General features: G+C 58.9%; 17 protein-coding genes. 10 read left to right on the top strand and 7 right to left on the bottom strand.

From position 1 onward, the window contains the following. Positions 1 to 17 precede the first annotated feature (17 nt). A complete protein-coding gene (locus HY028_01265) occupies positions 18 to 527 on the top strand; it encodes a hypothetical protein (protein ID MBI3343501.1) in 510 nt (169 codons plus the stop codon). 67 nt (positions 528 to 594) lie between these two features. Here the strand turns inward: HY028_01265 and HY028_01260 are convergent, their stop codons facing one another. Beyond that, complete coding sequence (locus tag HY028_01260; protein MBI3343500.1) at positions 595 to 1,557, bottom strand: transposase; 963 nt, start codon at positions 1,555 to 1,557, stop codon at positions 595 to 597. Between the two features lie 184 nt (positions 1,558 to 1,741). Here HY028_01260 and HY028_01255 point away from each other — a divergent pair, with 184 nt between their 5' ends. Beyond that, on the top strand, positions 1,742 to 1,939 hold the full coding sequence (locus tag HY028_01255) for a type II toxin-antitoxin system HicB family antitoxin (GenBank protein ID MBI3343499.1): 198 nt from the start codon (positions 1,742 to 1,744) through the stop codon (positions 1,937 to 1,939). A 3-nt stretch (positions 1,940 to 1,942) separates the two neighbouring features. Then, positions 1,943 to 2,155 (top strand): type II toxin-antitoxin system HicA family toxin, encoded by a 213-nt coding sequence (locus HY028_01250; GenBank protein MBI3343498.1) that lies wholly within the window; start codon positions 1,943 to 1,945, stop codon positions 2,153 to 2,155. 105 nt (positions 2,156 to 2,260) lie between these two features. Here HY028_01250 and ettA read toward each other — a convergent pair whose 3' ends face one another. From ettA to HY028_01235, 3 genes are all read right to left on the bottom strand, one after another. Further along, positions 2,261 to 3,934 carry an energy-dependent translational throttle protein EttA gene (gene ettA / locus HY028_01245; protein MBI3343497.1) on the bottom strand — a complete coding sequence of 558 codons (1,674 nt, stop codon included), beginning with the start codon at positions 3,932 to 3,934 and terminating at the stop codon, positions 2,261 to 2,263. A gap of 193 nt (positions 3,935 to 4,127) precedes the next feature. Further along, positions 4,128 to 4,700 (bottom strand): GNAT family N-acetyltransferase, encoded by a 573-nt coding sequence (locus tag HY028_01240; protein MBI3343496.1) that lies wholly within the window; start codon positions 4,698 to 4,700, stop codon positions 4,128 to 4,130. Further along, positions 4,687 to 5,790, bottom strand: coding sequence for a DUF2156 domain-containing protein (locus HY028_01235; protein MBI3343495.1), 1,104 nt, complete (start codon positions 5,788 to 5,790; stop codon positions 4,687 to 4,689). Before HY028_01235 ends, HY028_01240 begins: the two co-directional genes overlap by 14 nt. A 138-nt stretch (positions 5,791 to 5,928) precedes the next feature. Here HY028_01235 and HY028_01230 point away from each other — a divergent pair, with 138 nt between their 5' ends. Continuing rightward, the gene (locus tag HY028_01230; GenBank protein ID MBI3343494.1) at positions 5,929 to 6,660 is read left to right on the top strand and encodes an acetoin utilization protein AcuC; all 732 of its coding nucleotides are present in this window, start codon (positions 5,929 to 5,931) and stop codon (positions 6,658 to 6,660) included. An 85-nt stretch (positions 6,661 to 6,745) separates the two neighbouring features. On the opposite strand, the gene HY028_01225 is transcribed toward HY028_01230, so the two are convergent. The 3 genes from HY028_01225 to HY028_01215 form a co-directional block, all read right to left on the bottom strand. Next, the gene (locus HY028_01225) at positions 6,746 to 7,228 is read right to left on the bottom strand and encodes a peptidylprolyl isomerase (protein MBI3343493.1); all 483 of its coding nucleotides are present in this window, start codon (positions 7,226 to 7,228) and stop codon (positions 6,746 to 6,748) included. A gap of 26 nt (positions 7,229 to 7,254) precedes the next feature. After that, positions 7,255 to 7,581, bottom strand: a complete 327-nt coding sequence (locus HY028_01220) for a multidrug efflux SMR transporter (protein ID MBI3343492.1) — start codon at positions 7,579 to 7,581, stop codon at positions 7,255 to 7,257. 212 nt (positions 7,582 to 7,793) lie between these two features. Then, complete coding sequence (locus HY028_01215) at positions 7,794 to 9,950, bottom strand: S8 family peptidase (GenBank protein ID MBI3343491.1); 2,157 nt, start codon at positions 9,948 to 9,950, stop codon at positions 7,794 to 7,796. 139 nt (positions 9,951 to 10,089) lie between these two features. On the opposite strand from HY028_01215, the gene aroQ reads away from it, so the two are divergent. The 6 genes from aroQ (at position 10,090) to katG (ending at position 17,462) form a co-directional block, all read left to right on the top strand. Continuing rightward, positions 10,090 to 10,545: a type II 3-dehydroquinate dehydratase gene (gene aroQ, locus HY028_01210; GenBank protein ID MBI3343490.1), complete on the top strand. Its 456-nt coding sequence runs from the start codon at positions 10,090 to 10,092 to the stop codon at positions 10,543 to 10,545. A 1-nt stretch (position 10,546) separates the two neighbouring features. Next, positions 10,547 to 11,002: an acetyl-CoA carboxylase biotin carboxyl carrier protein gene (locus HY028_01205; GenBank protein MBI3343489.1), complete on the top strand. Its 456-nt coding sequence runs from the start codon at positions 10,547 to 10,549 to the stop codon at positions 11,000 to 11,002. A 26-nt stretch (positions 11,003 to 11,028) separates the two neighbouring features. Next, positions 11,029 to 12,369 carry an acetyl-CoA carboxylase biotin carboxylase subunit gene (gene accC / locus HY028_01200; protein ID MBI3343488.1) on the top strand — a complete coding sequence of 447 codons (1,341 nt, stop codon included), beginning with the start codon at positions 11,029 to 11,031 and terminating at the stop codon, positions 12,367 to 12,369. Positions 12,370 to 12,400: 31 nt separating this feature from the next. Then, positions 12,401 to 13,279, top strand: coding sequence for a 50S ribosomal protein L11 methyltransferase (prmA, locus tag HY028_01195; protein ID MBI3343487.1), 879 nt, complete (start codon positions 12,401 to 12,403; stop codon positions 13,277 to 13,279). 164 nt (positions 13,280 to 13,443) lie between these two features. Next, the gene (locus HY028_01190; GenBank protein ID MBI3343486.1) at positions 13,444 to 14,484 is read left to right on the top strand and encodes a DUF3426 domain-containing protein; all 1,041 of its coding nucleotides are present in this window, start codon (positions 13,444 to 13,446) and stop codon (positions 14,482 to 14,484) included. Between the two features lie 797 nt (positions 14,485 to 15,281). Continuing rightward, positions 15,282 to 17,462 (top strand): catalase/peroxidase HPI, encoded by a 2,181-nt coding sequence (katG, locus tag HY028_01185; GenBank protein MBI3343485.1) that lies wholly within the window; start codon positions 15,282 to 15,284, stop codon positions 17,460 to 17,462. Positions 17,463 to 17,570 lie beyond the last annotated feature (108 nt).

Below are 17,570 nucleotides of genomic sequence, written 5' to 3'. Positions count from 1 at the left end.
ATCACGTCGACGACACAATGGAAGAAAAGCACTTTCTCGAACAGCTCGGTGAGGATCTTGCGCGAAAGCTCGGTGAGGCTATATGGGCTTTCGCAAAGATTGAATGGTTAACCTACGAATACATCAAACGCCTGTCGAGTGAAGACATCCTATACCTTGTAGGTGACCAAAACTTCAAACCTCGACTCAAAATTCTTGCCAAGCTCGTAGAGAAGTTTGGCACTGAAGCAAGCCCAATAGAAAAAGCAAAGGTGCTTATCTCAAGAGCTGAGAAATTATCGGACCAACGCAATGCGATCGTACATAATCCTTGGCAAATTTACGTTGATTTCGAAAAAAGTGATTTCGTTACTGAAATTTACAAATATACAAATCGGCAACGCCGATTCAGCATAGAGGACATTGAGTCTTTTTCGAGAGAAGCAGAAACAGTTGCACAAAACCTGAAAGCGGAATTAGAGGCGCTAAGCAAGTCACTCAACCGGACGCGCGACGACGGCGCCGCACGCCGGTTAGTTTCACGTTAAGAGTCACAAGGAGAGAATAATGGGAGTGAGATACCCCCGGTTTTCCGGACACCCAGATAAGGGGATACTACCCCAAGGAAGGGAAGTAAAGGGTCTTTACCTTATATCTGCGCTTCAATCCAGCCAGCACCGGTTCAGGTTCCGCTGCCTCAATCGTCCGCTGAATCTGCGAAATGCGGCCGGGCGAAATGCCCGCTTTATCCGCTGCCTCGCGCAGACTTAGATTCGCCGCACGGCGTAGAAAATAAACCCAAGCTTGAAATGCCGGCTGATGGCTGCGATTTTGCGCCTGCTCCGGTGTGACGCCAAACCCCTTTGCCACCGCTGTCAACACCGCCTCCGCGTCGGGGCGCGTCGGCTGGCGGTGGCTTGCCGGGATACCTTGCTTGTCTTGTTCCACCGCGAGCCTTTCCATACGCGCGAGAAACTTGTCTTCCCCTAGATAGACTTGGCCGCGTAGGGCTCCCCATGGCGAGGCGCCGTCCACGCCATCACGCACAAAGCGGCGATAGGCTTGTCGCGCGGCGCTGGGGTCGGTGCCGAATTGTTTTACGATCCACTCGGCATCAAGCCAGCCCGGCGATTCACGCTTACTCGCAGTGATGGCGTAACTGCTCCAGGGCCAGTCCTCGACGCGTTGAGCCATGCCGGCCCGCACCGGGTTGAGTACAATGTAGCGGGCCAGTTCCAGAAGATAAGCGTCCTTGTCCACGAGGATGCTCTTGTAGCGGCCCTGCAGGACATGGCCAACTCGGCCGTGGCGCCGATTAAAGGCTTGGGTGTAGACGCCATTGAGTCGGCGCATGCCGTTCACCAGGTTGCCCTCGGGAGTCTCAATGAGTAGATGGTAGTGGTTACTCATGAGGCAATAGGCGTAGAGCCGCCAGTGCTGCTGGTGTACTTCCTTCGCCAGGAGGTCAAGGAAGATCAGCCGGTCGGCGTCGTCGAAGAAGATGTCCTCGCGCTGGTCACCCCGGGCGGTGAGGTGATAAACGGCGCCGTGAAATTCGAGGCGGAGCGGGCGGGTCATGAGGAAATATTATACAAGGGATAATATAAAGTAAAGGCCTGACCCTATCTTGTGCTATCTTGTGCTATCTTGTAAAGTAAAGGCCTGACCCTATCTTGCTATCTTGAAGCTATCTTGCGTACGCGCTCGCGCTGTTGGGCTATGAGAGGCGCAGTGCTATACTGAGACTTTCGCAGGAGGAACTATGCGCTATCGCATCGCTCTACACGAATCCGATGAGGGATTTTCCGTCTCTGTGCCCGGCTTGCCGGGTTGCTGGTCGCAGGGGGCTACCGAGGCCGAGGCCATCGAAAACATCAAGGATGCCATCAGCGAGTATCTTGCTGTCGTCGAGGAACAGCTTCGCGGTGAGAGAGTTCGTGAAGTTGAGGTGACAGTCTAACCCTTGCCAAAAATCCCTGGCATCAATCATCTTGATGTTGTGCGCGCCCTCGAAAAGGCCGGTTTCGGCGTTGTGCGTCAAAGCAAGCATATCGTCATGTCGAACGGTACGCGTATCCTCACTATCCCTCGGCATAACCCAGTTAACGCCTTCACGCTTGGCGGTATCGTTCGTGACGCTGGACTTACAGTCGAGCAGTTTCGTAAGCTTCTGTAATCGTACACATCAGCCCAACCTGGCGTCACTCGCGCTCTAGCCGACACGAAATAGGGAGTCACATCTTGTATCTTGATGTTGCAGGCCGAAACTACCTCGAGCGCTTCACTGGCTGAGTTTTTTATACTTCAACCGGTGCGGCTGGTCGGCGTCGGTGCCGAGGCGGCGGTGGCGGTCGGCCTCGTAGTCGGCGTAATTGCCTTCGAACCAGACGACTGCACCCTCGCCCTCGAAGGCGAGCATGTGGGTGGCGATGCGATCAAGAAACCAGCGGTCGTGGGAGATGACCACGACGCAGCCGGGGAAGCCGAGCAGCGCCTCTTCCAGGGCGCGCAACGTTTCGACGTCGAGGTCGTTGGTGGGTTCGTCGAGCAACAGTACATTGCCGCCGCTCTTGAGCAGCTTGGCCAGATGCAGCCGGTTGCGCTCCCCGCCGGATAAATCCTTTACCAGCTTTTGCTGATCGCTGCCCTTGAAGTTAAAACGCCCCGCATAGGCGCGCGAGGGCATTTCGAATTTACCGACCGTGATGATGTCCTGACCGTCGGAGAGTTCTTCCCAGACATTTTTCTTGCCGTCCAGCGAGTCGCGCGACTGATCCACATAGGCGAGTTGCACCGTGTCACCGATGCGCAAGGTGCCGCCATCGGGTTTTTCCTGGCCGGTGATCATACGGAACAGGGTCGTCTTGCCGGCGCCGTTGGGGCCGATGATGCCGACGATGCCGCCGCGCGGCAGACTGAAACTCAAATCATCAATCAGCAGGCGGTCGCCGTAACCCTTGCGCAGGTTTTTTGCCTCCACCACCAGGTCGCCGAGGCGCGGCCCGGGCGGGATATACAATTCCTGGGTCTCGTTGCGTCTTTGCACCTCTTGCGAGGCGAGATCATCAAACGCCGCCAGGCGCGCCTTGCTCTTGGCGTGCCGACCTTTGGGATTGGTGCGCACCCACTCCAACTCGGCCTTCATGGCACGTTGCCGTGCAGTCTCCTGCTTCTCTTCAACCTCCAGGCGTTTTTGCTTTTGCTCCAGCCATGAAGAGTAGTTGCCCTCCCACGGGATACCGTGACCACGATCCAATTCCAGTATCCAACCCGCGACGTTGTCGAGAAAATAGCGGTCATGCGTCACCGCGACCACCGTGCCCGGGTAGTCGTGCAGAAAACGCTCCAGCCAGGCGATGGATTCGGCGTCGAGGTGATTGGTGGGCTCGTCGAGCAACAGCATGTCGGGCTTGGAGAGCAGCAATCGGCACAACGCCACGCGGCGGCGTTCACCTCCGGAAATCTTGGTCACATCCGCTTCCCACGGCGGCAGACGCAAGGCGTCGGCTGCGATCTCCAGGGTGCGTTCCAGTTCCCAGGCGCCGGCGGCGTCAATCGCGTCTTGTAACTTGGCTTGCTCTTCGAGCAAGGCGTTCATTTCATCATCACTGAGTGGCTCTGCGAAACGCATGCTCACTTCATTGAAGCGATCCAGCAGCGCCTTGGTCTCGCTGATGCCCTCTTCTACGTTGCCACGCACGTCTTTGGCCGGATCGAGCTGCGGTTCCTGTGAAAGAAAACCGATATGAATCCCCGGCTGCGGGCGCGCCTCGCCGAGATAATCTTTGTCCACCCCCGCCATGATGCGTAGCAGCGTGGATTTGCCGGAGCCGTTTACACCCAACACGCCGATCTTGGCGCCGGGGAAAAACGACAGAGAGATGTCCTTGAGGATTTCGCGCTTCGGCGGCACGACCTTGCCGACGCGATTCATGGTGTAGATGTATTGGGCCATAGAGACAGTTACAGCTGGCAAGTGACAAGGCGAATATAATACTGGATATTCGCCCCTTATTTCTTACTACTTGTGCTGCACAGGGACGTGCGAATGTCGCGGGCGCACGGATGCGCAGGAGCGACTGCTGCACAGGGAAGAGCGCAGCGAAGGGTTCTGCGAATGTCGCGGGCGCATGGGTGAGGCAGCAAGGCTACCGAACGGGTGTACAGGACGTACACCCTGGCCTTTCGAGCGCAGCGGGAAGCGAAGCGAAGAAAGCGCAGGAGCGACCTACTTCTTTCTCCAGGCGCAATGCGGGAGACTGATCGTCGTAATAATTTTCCACCCGTGCGATCACGGTGTAGCCCATCTTTTGGTAGAGGTGCAACGCTGCGCCATTGTCTGCCCGCACCTCAAGCGACAGGACATCGCAGCCGCGTTGAGTGGCCGCACGCTCGGCAACGCTCAACAAGGCCGTGGCAATGCCGCGGCCTTGGCAGGCTGGATGCACAATGAGCGAGTACAAGCGCGCGCGCGTGGAATTGCGCCGGTACAGCACCACGATGTCACCTATCACCACGCCGTTCTCTTCATAGACAAACAGACCGGTCTGAGTCTGTAGGATCAGCCGCCGCAGGCTGCGCCGCGACAGCCGGTCGGTGGGGAAGCGCCGTTCCAGTTCCAGCAGCGAGGGCAGATCATCCAGCCGGGCGGGACGTATCCCGCCATCCGAATGATTAATCTCAACCGCCGTCTGAAATGCGAGGCTGTCAGCGTGGAGCACAGTGGCGGGTTAAGGTGAACTTCTCGCCGAACAAGGCGGGCCGGTAGCTCATCTTGACCTTGCGCAGGTTTTCCAGACCGAGATCGTCGCCCACGTTGATGTAGGTGCAGTCGGTGTAGGTCTTGGCCAGTTCGCGGAACAGATACTGCGCGGCGCCGGGGATCATGAAGTTGGTTTTTTCCACCAGCACACTCGCCACATCCGGCGTGATGCGCTCGGCGAAGGTGAAGCCCTCCAGCCGGTCGCCGATGAACAGGCACAGGCCCTCCAGTTGCAGTGGGTCGTAATGCTCCAGCGCGCGGTTGATGGCGGTGCGTTCCAGTTCGGCGGTGCAGAGAAAATTGGCGATGTCCGTCGGGGGCAGGTACTTCAGGCGATTCTGCAGCCAGGTGTTGACCAGATCGCGGATGCCGTCCCAGTGCTGCGGGCCCAGGGTCTCCATGTGGTGATCGGGGTGGATACGCCGGAACTGATTGATCTCGCTGCGCTTGGTCTTGTAGGCGTTGCCCTTGAGCCCAATCAGGTCGGAGGTCGAATAGATGTAATCGGGCAGGCTGCGTTCCACCAGCCAGGCGCCGCCGCTCACGGTCGGGAATACGGTGTCTTCCTCGAGGTGGAGCGGCATGACCTGAAGAAAATCACGGTATACGAATTCGACCTTACCGAGATAGGGTGTGGCGTTGTAGCCGTCCATGATCTCGAAGCAGGCGGCGAGCGCGGCGTATTGACGCTCGGGCGCGCCGAGAGGCGGCAGCGGCATGGTGAGCCCGTCGCCGGTCAGGCAAAACAGGCAAAAACAGTCTTCGATGATCTGATAAAAGCCGCTCTTCTGCGACAGCCAGATGATGTTGTTGGCGAAGGTGTAATCGGAGAGCGGGACTTGGCTGCGCCGCTGATAGGTCTCGAACAACGGTTTGATATCGGTGGTGAAGGGATACAGCTTGTGGCCTTCGATGGCGAGGTAACGGTTGGGGAAGGCCGTGTTGACATGGAGGGTGAGCACATTGTCAGGCGTGGAATTCGGTTCACTCCATCGCAAACGGGTATCGCGCGGGCGACTACCGGGAGGTTCGTCAAGTTGATTCAGCATCGTCCAGTGACTCCTTGATGTTGGGTTAATGATCCCCGCGGTTTTGCCGCGGGCGGCACTCGTGTACATTGAGTGCGCTAATAGTACAAAATGAGGCAGCGCTGTCAACAACTATTTCATTAATTTTCATTAACAGGCATGAATAGTCCGGTCTGCGTCTTTGTAGGCGATGAACTGGCCCGCTACGGTTTCGGTCACGGCCACCCGTTTGGGTCCGATCGCATGCAGGCGTTTTGGGATGAGGCGGTGCGGCTCGGACTCGATAAACGGGTGCAGACCTGTGCGCCGGCGCTGGCGACGCAGGAGCAGATCGAGCGCTTTCACGGCCACGAGTACGTGGAGCGGGTGAAGGCGCAATCGGAGAGCGGCGAGGGCTTTCTCGACTATGGCGACACCCCGGCCTTTCCCGGCGTCTACGAGGCGGCGGCCTATGTGGTGGGCACGTCGCTGGCCGCGATGGAGCGGGTGCTAAGCGGCGAGTGCCGGCGCGCCTTCGTGCCCATTGCCGGGCTGCACCACGCGCGCCGCGACGGCGCGGCGGGTTTCTGCGTGTTCAACGATTGCGGCGTGGTGATCGAGACCCTGCGGGTGGTGCACGGTATAAGGCGTGTCGCCTATGTGGACATAGACGCCCATCACGGCGACGGCGTGTACTACGCCTTTGAAGACGATCCCGAGATGTTCTTTGCCGATCTGCACGAGGACGGGAGGTATCTCTATCCGGGCACCGGGGCGGCCCACGAACACGGACGCGGCGCGGCAGCGGGCGCCAAACTCAACATCCCGATGCGGCCCGGCGCCGATGACCGGGATTTCCGCGCCGCCTGGCCGGCGGTGGTGGAAGCTATGCTGGCGTGCTCAGACCGGTAAAATCTTCACCGCGGAGGACGCAGAGAGAGACAAACCCGTTTGGTCGGATTCCTCCGCGTCCTCTGCGGTGATAGGGTTTTGACTTCTATTCTATCGTTACCTTTTCCATCACCACCGGTTCAACGGGCTTGTCGTTGCGGTCCCGCGCGACATTGGCGATGGCGTTGACCACCTCTTGACCTTCAGTGACACGACCGAAGATGACGTACTGGTGCGGGAGGGGATAATCCACGTGCATGATGAAAAATTGTGAACCGTTGGTGTTCGGCCCGGCGTTGGCCATCGCCACCGTGCCAGCCTTGTAGCCCTGTTTGTACAACTCCGATTGGGGGACGATCTCGTCGTTGAAGCGCCCGCCCCACGCCGATTCGCCGCCGCGGCCCGTGCCCGTCGGGTCGCCGCCCTGGATCATGAAGCCTTTTATGACACGGTGGAAACCCACGCCGTCGTAATAACCGCGCCCGGCGAGTGTGATGAAATTCTCGGTGGTTTTTGGGGCGTCCGTTTCCAGCAATTCAAAACGTATCGTGCCTTTGTTGGTTTCGATTACGGCGCTGCGGTGAGTCATCTGTCACTCCTTCCTTAAATAGCTGCTTAGTGTTCTGTGGGGCCCAAGTTTAACCCAATCACGCCTAAAATAATCAGGAGCAAGGAGAAGATTTTTAGCGCCGTCAGCGGTTCTTCGAAGTAGACGATGCCGATTGTCGCAATCAGCGCCGTGCCGGTCGCCGACCAGATCGCATACGACACGCTGAGGTCTATCCGCTTGATGGCGAAGGCCATGGCGATGAACGAGACCGTATAGAAGACAAACACCAGTGTGGATGGTGCGAGTTTAGTAAACCCCTCGGAGATCCTCATCGAGAAGGTGCCAGCCACCTCAAAAAGAATGGCGGCGGCGAGGTAAAGCCATGCTGACATTGTTATCTCCTATGCGTGGGCGCTGAGACGGAGGATCAAGTTTTGTATTCTACTCAAAATTCCCTCCGTCTCCTCGGTGATGAAACCTTTTCACCGCAGAGGGCGCAGAGGAACGCAAAGGAAAATACACAAACCGCCAAAGACACGCAGAGAAATAAGATCAAAATAGTTTTCCCTCCGCGTCCTCCGCGGTGTAGCGGTTATGACGGAAGCTAAAACCTGAACCGTGTCAGCGGAATCCGCCGGCCGCCCGGCAAGGTCAGCGTGGCGGTCGTTGAGCTGTTGAACTGTAGAGTGATACCGCCCGCGTTGCCGTTGATGAGCTGGTTTTGCTTAAATGGCCCCGTCAGAGTCTGGCCGTTGGCGAATTGCAGCCAAGCGTTCTGATAAAGGGTGGGTGTAGCCATCGCGCCCTCTGTGACATACCAAACCGGATTGCCGCTGTCGTCGTACATGTAACCGGCCATGAACAACGTATTGCCTTGAATCTCGATGGCGAAACCGCGGCCGCTTTCGGCTTCGTTCCACCACCAGCCGGTCTCGGGCTGAAAGGTGGGTGTGCCTGAACTGAATATAAAGCGTTCGATGGGGATGGCGCCGCCCGGCCAGGTGAGCGTGCCGTGGGTGGCGTCAATAAATTGCAAGGTGATATTGCCTACGTCGCCGTTTGTGAGAGTGTTGGACTTAAAAGTCCCGCTCAAGGTCTGCCCGCCGCCGAAGGAGAGCAATTTGCCGCTGTACAGGTTGGAGCTAGTCATCGGCCCGGTGGAGACCAGCCAGGTGGCGCGGCCGTCGTCGGCGTACAGATAGCCCGCCATGAACATGTTGTTGCCGCTCACTTCGATGGTGAAGCCGCGGCCGCTCTGGGCTGGGTTCCACCACCAGCCGGTCTGGGGGCCGGGGGAGGCCAGGTCGCGCGCTTGCGCCACCGCCGCCGCGGCGTTGACGATGCCGGCGCCGCACAGGTTGGTGTTACAGGTCGAACCTGGAGGGAAGATACGTGCGGTGGATTGCAGGATGGAACGCACCTGAGCTGGATTCAGATTAGGATTAGCCGACAACATCAGCGAGGCGATGCCCGCGACGTGCGGCGCCGCAAAGCTGGTGCCCTGCAGGTATGCGTACGTGTCCGCCGCAGGCGTCGTGGTGCCGGTGTTGTAGGTGGACAAAATACCGTTGGGATCAAAGTTAGAAAAGGCCTCGCCGCCCGGCGCGCTGAGGGCCACTTTATCGCCGAAGTTACTGTAGGAGGCCTTGCCGCCGAAGCGATTGGTCGCTGCGACGTTAATCACGCCGTTGCAACTGTCGGGGCTGGAATTGGATACCGTATTGCCATTACCCGCCGCCGCCACCACCACCGCCCCCGCCGCATTGACCTGATTAATAGCGTCTTGGTAAGCCGCGCTACATCCGCTTGATCCGCCGCCCAGGCTCATATTGAGTACCCTGGCGGGATTCGGATTGCTGGGAACGCCGGGTACGGAAAGACCCGCGGCCCAGCGCATGGCGTCGAGGATGTCCGAATCATAGCCTCCGCACTTGCCAAGTACCCGCACCGGCAGCACCTTCGATCCCCAGTTTACGCCCGCGACCCCGGCGCCGTTGTTGGTTGCAGCGGCGATCGTGCCCGCCACGTGGGTGCCATGCCAATCGCTGTCGCTGACACTACATCCGCTGAAGAACCCCCCCGCCGCGGTTCCGAGAGATTCCTCCGAACTGATCCAATCGCCGGGGTCGGTGGGGTCTGGATCGCGGCCGTTACCATCATTGGCGCTGAGAAACACGCCGGGGGCATCTTCGGAAACGAAGTCATAGCCGGACGTCGTGCGGCCGGCGAGGTCGGCATGGGGCAGGATACCTGAATCTATTACCGCGACCGTGAGGCCGGGTGAGCCGGTCGTGATGTCCCAGGCTCCCGGGAGGTTTGTCCCGCCGGTCTCGTCAGTAGGCGCCTTGTAATGCCACTGGTTGGAGTATCCCGTGTCATTGGGAACGAGTCTTGGAAACTTGATTTGATCGGGCTCGGCATATACCACGCCTGGATCGGCCTGCAGTCGCCGCGTGACGGTTTGCGCCTCGGCCAGGTTCATGCGGCGCGGCAGTTTAAGCAACTGCAGGTTCCCAGCCATGGCACGCTGATATGACAAAGTCACACCGGCCTTGACGCTGAGGCCGTGCAATCGGTCGCTGCTCAATCCGTGGACTTGTCCCGCGGCTGCCGGATCGCGCAGCTTAACAATCAGCCGCTCGGTGGTTTTCGCAAGTTTGGGCTGGAGGCTGATTTCTGCGGCCAGCAACTGCGGAGAGGGGGTGAATAATAGAAGGAATAACGTCAGCCCTGCAGCAAGCCAATTGTTGAGTTTGTTCACACTCTGATTCCTATGTTTTGAGACAAATTAACAGAAACTGTAGCGATCTACGTCGAATTTCCGGCATTTAACCAAAAGCTGGACAAACGTTATTGCAGTATGCACAATGTCCAGAGAGTATTCATTAAGCAATAATATCATGGCAAATCTATTAGTACTGCACGGGCCCAATCTCAACCTGCTGGGTAGCCGCGAACCGGAGCTTTATGGCGATACCCAATTGGCCGCCATCAATGCCCGGCTGGTGCAGATAGCCGGGGCCGCGGGGCATAAATTGGTGTGCTTTCAAAGCAATGCCGAGCATGAGCTGGTGGAGCGCATTCAGGCGGCTGCCCACGAAGCCGTGAACATTATCATATTTAATCCCGCTGCGTTTACCCATACCAGTGTCGCGTTACGCGACGCCTTGAGCGCGGTGCGTATCCCCTTTATCGAAGTGCATCTTTCCAATATCTACGCGCGCGAAGCATTCCGGCAGCATTCCTATTTTTCCGACATTGCCGCCGGCGTCATCAGCGGGCTGGGGGCGGTGGGGTACGAATTGGCCTTACAGGCCGCGCTGCAGCAGCTTTCCGCGAAAGGCAAGGCAGGCTGACATGGATATCCGCAAAGTCAAAAAGCTGATCCAGCTGCTCGAAGAGTCCGGCATCGCCGAGATCGAGATCCGCGAGGGTGAAGAGGCGGTGCGCATTAGCCGCTATGGGCAGAGCGGCTCGCCGGTCGTTACACATACTCACATCGCACCCGGCGGCGGCGCTCCCGTTTCAGCGGCGGGTGAATTAGGCAAAACCAACGTGCCTGCCGAAGCCGCGCCGCGCGGCCACACGGTCACCGCGCCCATGGTGGGAACTTATTATTCCTCCCCCGCGCCGGGCAGCAAGCCCTTCGTCGAGACCGGCCAACAGGTGGAGGTCGGCGCGACATTGTGCGTCATCGAGGCCATGAAGATCCTCAACCAGATCGAGGCGGACAAGGCCGGCGTGATCACCGCGATTCTGGTCGAGAACGGCAGGCCGGTGGAATATGGTCAGCCCTTGTTTATTATCGAATGATGATCGCGGCGCGTTGAGTTTCGATCATGCTCGATAAACTGGTGATTGCCAATCGCGGCGAGATCGCCCTGCGCATCCTGCGTGCGTGCAGCGAACTCGGCATCAAGACCGTCGCGGTGCACTCTTCCGCCGACCGTGATCAGAAACACGTGCGGCTGGCCGACGAATCGGTGTGCATCGGCCCGCCGCCGTCAAGCCTGAGCTATCTCAACATTCCCGCCGTCATCAGCGCCGCCGAGGTCACCGACGCGGTGGCGATCCACCCCGGTTACGGATTTTTATCGGAGAACGCCGACTTCGCCGAGCGCATCGAGCAGAGCGGATTTATCTTTGTCGGTCCGCGTCCCGAGACCATCCGGCTGATGGGCGACAAGTTGGCCGCCATCGCGACCATGAAAAAATACGGCGTGCCCTGCGTGCCGGGTTCCGAAGGCCCGCTCAGCGACCAGGCCGAGGAAAATATCCTGACGGCGCGCGCGATTGGTTATCCCGTCATCATCAAGGCCTCGGGCGGCGGCGGCGGACGCGGCATGCGCGCGGTGCACAGCGAGGCGGCGCTGCTGAGCGCCATCTCGCTCACCAAGGCCGAGGCCTTTGTCGCCTTCGGCAACGACACGGTGTATATGGAAAAATTTCTGGAGAACCCCCGCCACATCGAGTTTCAGGTGTTGGCCGATCAGCACGGCAACGTGATTCATCTCGGCGAGCGCGATTGCTCGGTGCAACGCCGCCATCAGAAGGTCATCGAGGAATCGCCCGCCCCCGGCATCTCCGAGAAACTGCGCAACACGATGGGTGAACGCTGCGTGCAGGCGTGCCGCAAGATGGGTTACCGCAGCGCCGGCACCTTCGAGTTTTTATACCAGGACGGCGAGTTTTATTTCATCGAGATGAACACCCGCGTGCAGGTCGAGCACCCCATCACCGAACTGGTCACCGGCGTGGACATCGTCAAGGAACAACTGCGCATCGCCGCCGGCGAGCCGCTCTCCTATAAACAGAAGGACATCGTGCCGCGCGGCCACGCCATCGAGTGCCGCATCAACGCCGAGGACGCCAAGACCTTCACCCCCTCACCCGGCGTCATCACGCAATTTCACGCGCCGGGCGGCCCCGGCATCCGCGTGGATTCGCACATCTACAACGGTTATTTTGTCCCGCCTCACTACGATTCCATGATAGGAAAATTGATCGCCCACGGCGAGACCCGTGAGGGTGCGCTGGCGCGCATGCGCACCGCGCTCTCCGAGATCGTGATAGACGGCATCAACACCAACATCGCGCTGCACCAGGACGTCCTGAGCGACGCCGCCTTTCAGGCCGGCGGCGTGAATATTCATTATCTGGAAAAGAAACTGGGACTTTAACCCCCAAGAAATTCAAAACTTGTCTCTGCCTATGTTGCAAATCACTTTCCGCCGCAATGCCACCGGGGCCGCACACTTCTCCGAACTGTTATCAGAACTGGGCGCGCTTGCCGTAACGCTGCAAGATGCCGCGGACCAGCCGCTCTATGAGCCGCCGCTTGGTAGTACGCCGTTGTGGGAGAGGACCGATGTCGTGGCCTTGTTCGAGGCCGACGCGAATATAGAATCTGTGCTTGATGTGCTGCGCTCAACATTTCCTGCTCACGCGCCGTTGAGATACACCGTCACCCAAGTAGAGGATAGGGACTGGCAGCGGGAGTGTCTGGATCAATTTAAGCCGCTCAAATTCGGCGAACGTTTGTGGGTTTGTCCGAGTTGGCATGAGCCGCCCGAGCCGGACGCCGCAAATATTATTCTCGATCCGGGCCTCGCCTTCGGCACTGGTACGCATCCGACTACGGCGCTGTGTCTGGAGTGGCTGGACGCGCACGATGTGCATGGCCTGGATGTGTTGGACTACGGTTGCGGTTCGGGCATTCTGGCGCTTGCCGCGGCGAAGCTGGGGGCAATAACGGTGTGGGCGGTGGATCACGATCCGCAGGCGCTCACCGCTACCCGCGCCAACGCGGCGAAAAACGGACTGGGCGCGACTATCTTAACGATGGCGCCGGAACAATTGCCCGCTGTGCAGACCGACCTGATCCTCGCCAACATCCTGGCGAACGTGCTCGGCGACCTGGCCGCGCGTTTCGCAGGCTTGCTAAAACCAAGTGGAAGGATCGTGTTGTCGGGTATACTCTTTGAACAGGCTGAGCATCTGGTTCAGGCCTATCGCCCCTGGTTTGAAGTGCGCATCTGGCGCGAACGTGAAGGTTGGGTGTGCCTGGAAGGAATCAGAAAATCGGATTAAGAGCATATCCATAAATAGTTCCCCTGTGTCCCTTGCGGTGAAAAAGCTTCACCGCGGAGGACGCGGAGGAGAAACAAATCCTTCTTGATTCCTCTGCGCCCTCTGCGGTAAATTATTTATGGATAAGTTCTAAGCTACAGAACTAGCCCCTAGCCCCTAAATCCATGTACACCCAATGCCCGCACTGTGACACGCTGTTCCGCATTCAGGTCGCCGATCTCAAGACGGCCCAGGGCAAGGTGCGTTGCGGGCGGTGCGGTCAGATTTTCAACGCACTGCGTTATCTCTCCGAAAAATTACCCGAGATTCCCACGGTCTTCGAGACGGTGGAACTTCCCGCGCCCGAGGTTGAGCCGGCGGATGTTGCGGCGGATGAACTGCACTCCACCGAGGAACTGCTCGGTCTGGTGGATAAACTGGTCAGCGAGTTGGAGCCCGCCCTGGGCTCCGCCGAAGGGCCCGCCGCGTCGCCCGCCACGGAGACCCCGCCAGCACCGGAACCCTTGACGGTCATCCCGGAGGATGAGGCCCCGCTGCTTTCCGAGATCACAGAATTTAAACAGATTGATGTGTATGAGGTGACTTCGCCAGGCGTGTCTTTTGAATCCAGCGGCACACCGTTTTCCATCGTCGAGCCGCCGGCCGGTGTGGCGGAGGAAATCGCTCATGCCGCCGAGAGAGCGCGCACTATAAAGGCGCAACGTCACAGCGGGCTTGGCACTTTAAGCTGGAGCGTGGCGATTCTGGTGCTGATCGCGGTGCTGGCCGCGCAATACATTTACTACATGCGTGCGGAGCTGTCCCAGAACGCGGTGCTGCATCCCTGGTTGGAAAGCTACTGCGAGGTGGTCAAGGCCGTCGCTCCCTGTGAGGTTCCGCCGTTACGCGATCTTGCGAAGATCGAGATTCAACGGAGTGAAATCGTTCCGCACACGTCTCTTCGGGAAGTGCTGGTGGTGCGTCTGAGTCTGGTAAATAAGGCGGGCTTTACTCAACCCTACCCGGACCTGCAACTTACCCTCTCGGATCTCGGCGGACGACAATTCGCCCAGCGCCGCTTTCATCCCGCGGAGTATCTGTCGTCCGGCAGCGATATCGCGCAGGGCATGCCTAGTAACGTTTCGATACCGGTCACCCTGGAAATCGCCGCGCCCTTCAGCCCCGCGAACCTCGAGGCGTCATCATGGAGCTTCAGGCTTTATTGACCTCAGTAGGACATTGAAATGGCGTTGAAGGGTTTTAGAGTGATGCGAAACATAGTCTGTACCACTACCGAAGTGTTTCAAAATATCATTTTCACAGGCGCCTTAAGGAAACGAGTACCGTTACAACCACCGAAAAGAGAACCTCATTTAAACGCTTCACCAAACTCGTGCTGGTTACGTTTTGTCCTAAGGAAGCTCTGAATAAGTCCATCCTGGACTTCTCAGAGCACGAAAAGCAAAAACGTGGTTTTTGCTTTTCTCCATTTTTCAAACACTTCCGTGTTTGAAAAATGGCGGTGCGTCCCTGCACCGCTGGAACCTCTGATTTAATCAGAGGTTCCCTAATTACCAAAACGGAATTGCGTCGCATTTTTCGAGAAATCGCTGCCCGGGACATCCTGCTGTCAGCCTTGGCGCACGAAAAGTGCGACGGTTATTCCCTTTCGCCGCGACTGTCCTGCGGCTACAATGATTCTACGCCTCGCTTAACGCGGCGATCGCGGGCTCCTAGCAGGATGTTGAAAAAGGCCATCCATGGCCTTTTTCAACTCACAAAACAAAAAACGCGGGTTTTGCTTTGCTCGCAGGCTGTTTCTCAACAGCCTGCGAGCCGCGGCGTTCCATCTTCCCTGGCTCGCCGCCCGCCGTATGATAGCTATAAACTATCATTCACGCTCTAAAAATCAATTAGATTTTTCTCTTCGGCCCCTCTACTCTGCATACTTAAGAGGGTTGCATAAACCTTCACGCAGCAGTTGAAAATCTATTTGCAATCGTTAAGAGGAGAAAAGAAACACATGTCAACAGAAACGAAATGCCCATTCCATCACGCCGCCGGCACTGGAAAGTCGAACCATGACTGGTGGCCGAACCAACTCAACCTGAAAATCCTGCACCAGCACTCGTCCCTGTCCGATCCCATGGGCAAGGGCTTCAACTACGCCGAAGCGTTCAAGAGTCTCGATCTGGCGGCGGTGAAGAAGGATCTCCTGGCGCTGATGACCGACTCGCAGGACTGGTGGCCGGCGGACTTCGGTCACTATGGACCATTCTTCATTCGCATGGCGTGGCACAGCGCCGGCACGTACCGCATGGGTGACGGCCGTGGCGGCGCCGGCGCCGGCCAGCAGCGCTTCGCGCCCCTCAACAGTTGGCCCGACAACGTCAACCTCGACAAGGCGCGCCGGCTGATCTGGCCGGTCAAACAGAAGTACGGCCGGAAAATTTCCTGGGCCGACCTCATGATCCTCACCGGCAACGTCGCGCTGGAATCGATGGGATTCAAGACCTTCGGTTTCGGCGGCGGGCGGGCGGACGTGTGGGAGCCGGACGAGGCCGTCTACTGGGGCTCCGAGGGCAAGTGGCTCGAGGACAAGCGCTACTCCGGTGACCGCGACCTTGAGAATCCCTTGGCCGCCGTGCAGATGGGCCTGATTTACGTCAACCCCGAAGGCCCGAACGGCAACCCGGACCCGAAAGCGGCAGCCCGAGACATCCGCGAGACCTTCGCCCGCATGGCGATGAACGACGAGGAGACCGTAGCGCTCATAGCCGGCGGCCACACCTTCGGAAAGACCCACGGCGCCGGCCCTGCGTCCCATGTCGGGCCTGAGCCAGAAGCGGCCAGTATCGAGGAGCAAGGACTCGGCTGGAAGAGCCGCTTTGGCACGGGCAAGGGCGGCGACACGATCAGCAGCGGCCTGGAAGTCACCTGGACCGCCACGCCGACGAAGTGGAGCAACAACTTCTTCTCGAACCTGTTCGGCTACGAATGGGAACTGACGAAGAGCCCGGCCGGTGCACATCAGTGGACGCCGAAGAGGGGCGCGGGCGCCGGCGCCATTCCGGACGCGCACGACCCGGCCAAGCGTCACGCGCCGACCATGCTGACCACGGATCTCTCCCTGCGCTTCGACCCGGTCTACGAAAAGATTTCGAGGCGCTTCCACGAGAATCCGGACCAGTTCGCCGACGCCTTCGCCCGGGCGTGGTTCAAGCTGACCCACCGCGACATGGGACCTTGCGCACGCTATCTCGGCCCGGAGGTTCCGGCCGAGGAGCTGATCTGGCAGGACCCCATCCCCGCAGTCAACCATCCCCTGATCGACGAGAAGGACATCGCCGCCCTCAAGACCAAGGTGCTGGCTTCGGGTCTGTCGGTCTCGCAACTGGTTTTGACCGCCTGGGCGTCGGCGTCCACCTTCCGTGGTTCCGACATGCGCGGCGGTGCGAACGGCGCCCGCATCCGTCTGGCCCCGCAGAAGGATTGGGAGGCCAACCAGCCTGCCGAACTGGCGAAGGTACTGTCCAAGCTGGAAGCCATCCAGAAGCAGTTCAACGGTTCGCAAACCGGCGGCAAGAAGGTCTCGCTGGCCGACCTGATCGTGCTGGGCGGCTACGCTGCGGTCGAGGCCGCAGCGAAGAAGGCCGGCGTCGAGGTGAAGGTACCCTTCTCGCCAGGCCGCATGGACGCCTCGCAGGCGCAGACCGATGTCGATTCGTTCGCGGTGCTGGAGCCAAAGACGGACGGGTTCCGCAACTACGCCCGCAAGGGGCTCGAAGGGGCGGCGGCCGAACTGCTGGTGGACAAGACGCAACTACTCAACCTCACCGCCCCCGAGATGACAGTGCTGATCGGCGGCATGCGCGCCCTGAATGCGAACGTCGGCAAGGCCCGGCACGGCGTGTTCACCCAGCGCCCGGAGACGCTGACCAATGACTTCTTCGTGAACCTGCTCGACATGGGCACGGAGTGGAAGGCGGTCTCGGACGCCAAGGACGTGTTTGAAGGACACGATCGCAAAACCGGCAAACTCAAGTGGACGGGCACCGTCGTCGATCTCGTCTTCGGTTCGAACTCGCAGCTGCGGGCCCTGGCGGAAGTCTATGCAAGCGCGGACGCGCAGCAGAAGTTCGTCAACGACTTCGTCGCGGCCTGGAACAAGGTGATGAATCTCGACCGCTTCGACCTCGCGTGATCTCGGAGGAGAGGCCTTGATGAAGGACGTGCCACGGTTCATCCAGGAACGCCAGATCGCGCACTTCTACAGGGCCGATCCGGAATAGGGTTTGGGTATTGCGACTGG

It is taken from the genome of Gammaproteobacteria bacterium (genome assembly GCA_016195665.1).
Lineage (GTDB): Bacteria > Pseudomonadota > Gammaproteobacteria > SURF-13 > SURF-13 > JACPZD01.
Note: the sequence above shows the minus strand (reverse complement) of the source record. Positions and strands in the feature narration are given on the sequence as shown.

Coding starts and splice junctions, on each gene's coding strand:
- HY028_01265 (MBI3343501.1), top strand. CDS start 18: ATGGAAGAAAAGCACTTTCTCGAACAGCTCGGTGAGGATCTTGCGCGA.
- HY028_01260 (MBI3343500.1), bottom strand. CDS start 1,557: ATGACCCGCCCGCTCCGCCTCGAATTTCACGGCGCCGTTTATCACCTC.
- HY028_01255 (MBI3343499.1), top strand. CDS start 1,742: ATGCGCTATCGCATCGCTCTACACGAATCCGATGAGGGATTTTCCGTC.
- ettA (MBI3343497.1), bottom strand. CDS start 3,934: ATGGCCCAATACATCTACACCATGAATCGCGTCGGCAAGGTCGTGCCG.
- HY028_01235 (MBI3343495.1), bottom strand. CDS start 5,790: ATGCTGAATCAACTTGACGAACCTCCCGGTAGTCGCCCGCGCGATACC.
- HY028_01230 (MBI3343494.1), top strand. CDS start 5,929: ATGAATAGTCCGGTCTGCGTCTTTGTAGGCGATGAACTGGCCCGCTAC.
- HY028_01225 (MBI3343493.1), bottom strand. CDS start 7,228: ATGACTCACCGCAGCGCCGTAATCGAAACCAACAAAGGCACGATACGT.
- HY028_01220 (MBI3343492.1), bottom strand. CDS start 7,581: ATGTCAGCATGGCTTTACCTCGCCGCCGCCATTCTTTTTGAGGTGGCT.
- aroQ (MBI3343490.1), top strand. CDS start 10,090: ATGGCAAATCTATTAGTACTGCACGGGCCCAATCTCAACCTGCTGGGT.
- HY028_01205 (MBI3343489.1), top strand. CDS start 10,547: ATGGATATCCGCAAAGTCAAAAAGCTGATCCAGCTGCTCGAAGAGTCC.
- accC (MBI3343488.1), top strand. CDS start 11,029: ATGCTCGATAAACTGGTGATTGCCAATCGCGGCGAGATCGCCCTGCGC.
- prmA (MBI3343487.1), top strand. CDS start 12,401: ATGTTGCAAATCACTTTCCGCCGCAATGCCACCGGGGCCGCACACTTC.
- HY028_01190 (MBI3343486.1), top strand. CDS start 13,444: ATGTACACCCAATGCCCGCACTGTGACACGCTGTTCCGCATTCAGGTC.
- katG (MBI3343485.1), top strand. CDS start 15,282: ATGTCAACAGAAACGAAATGCCCATTCCATCACGCCGCCGGCACTGGA.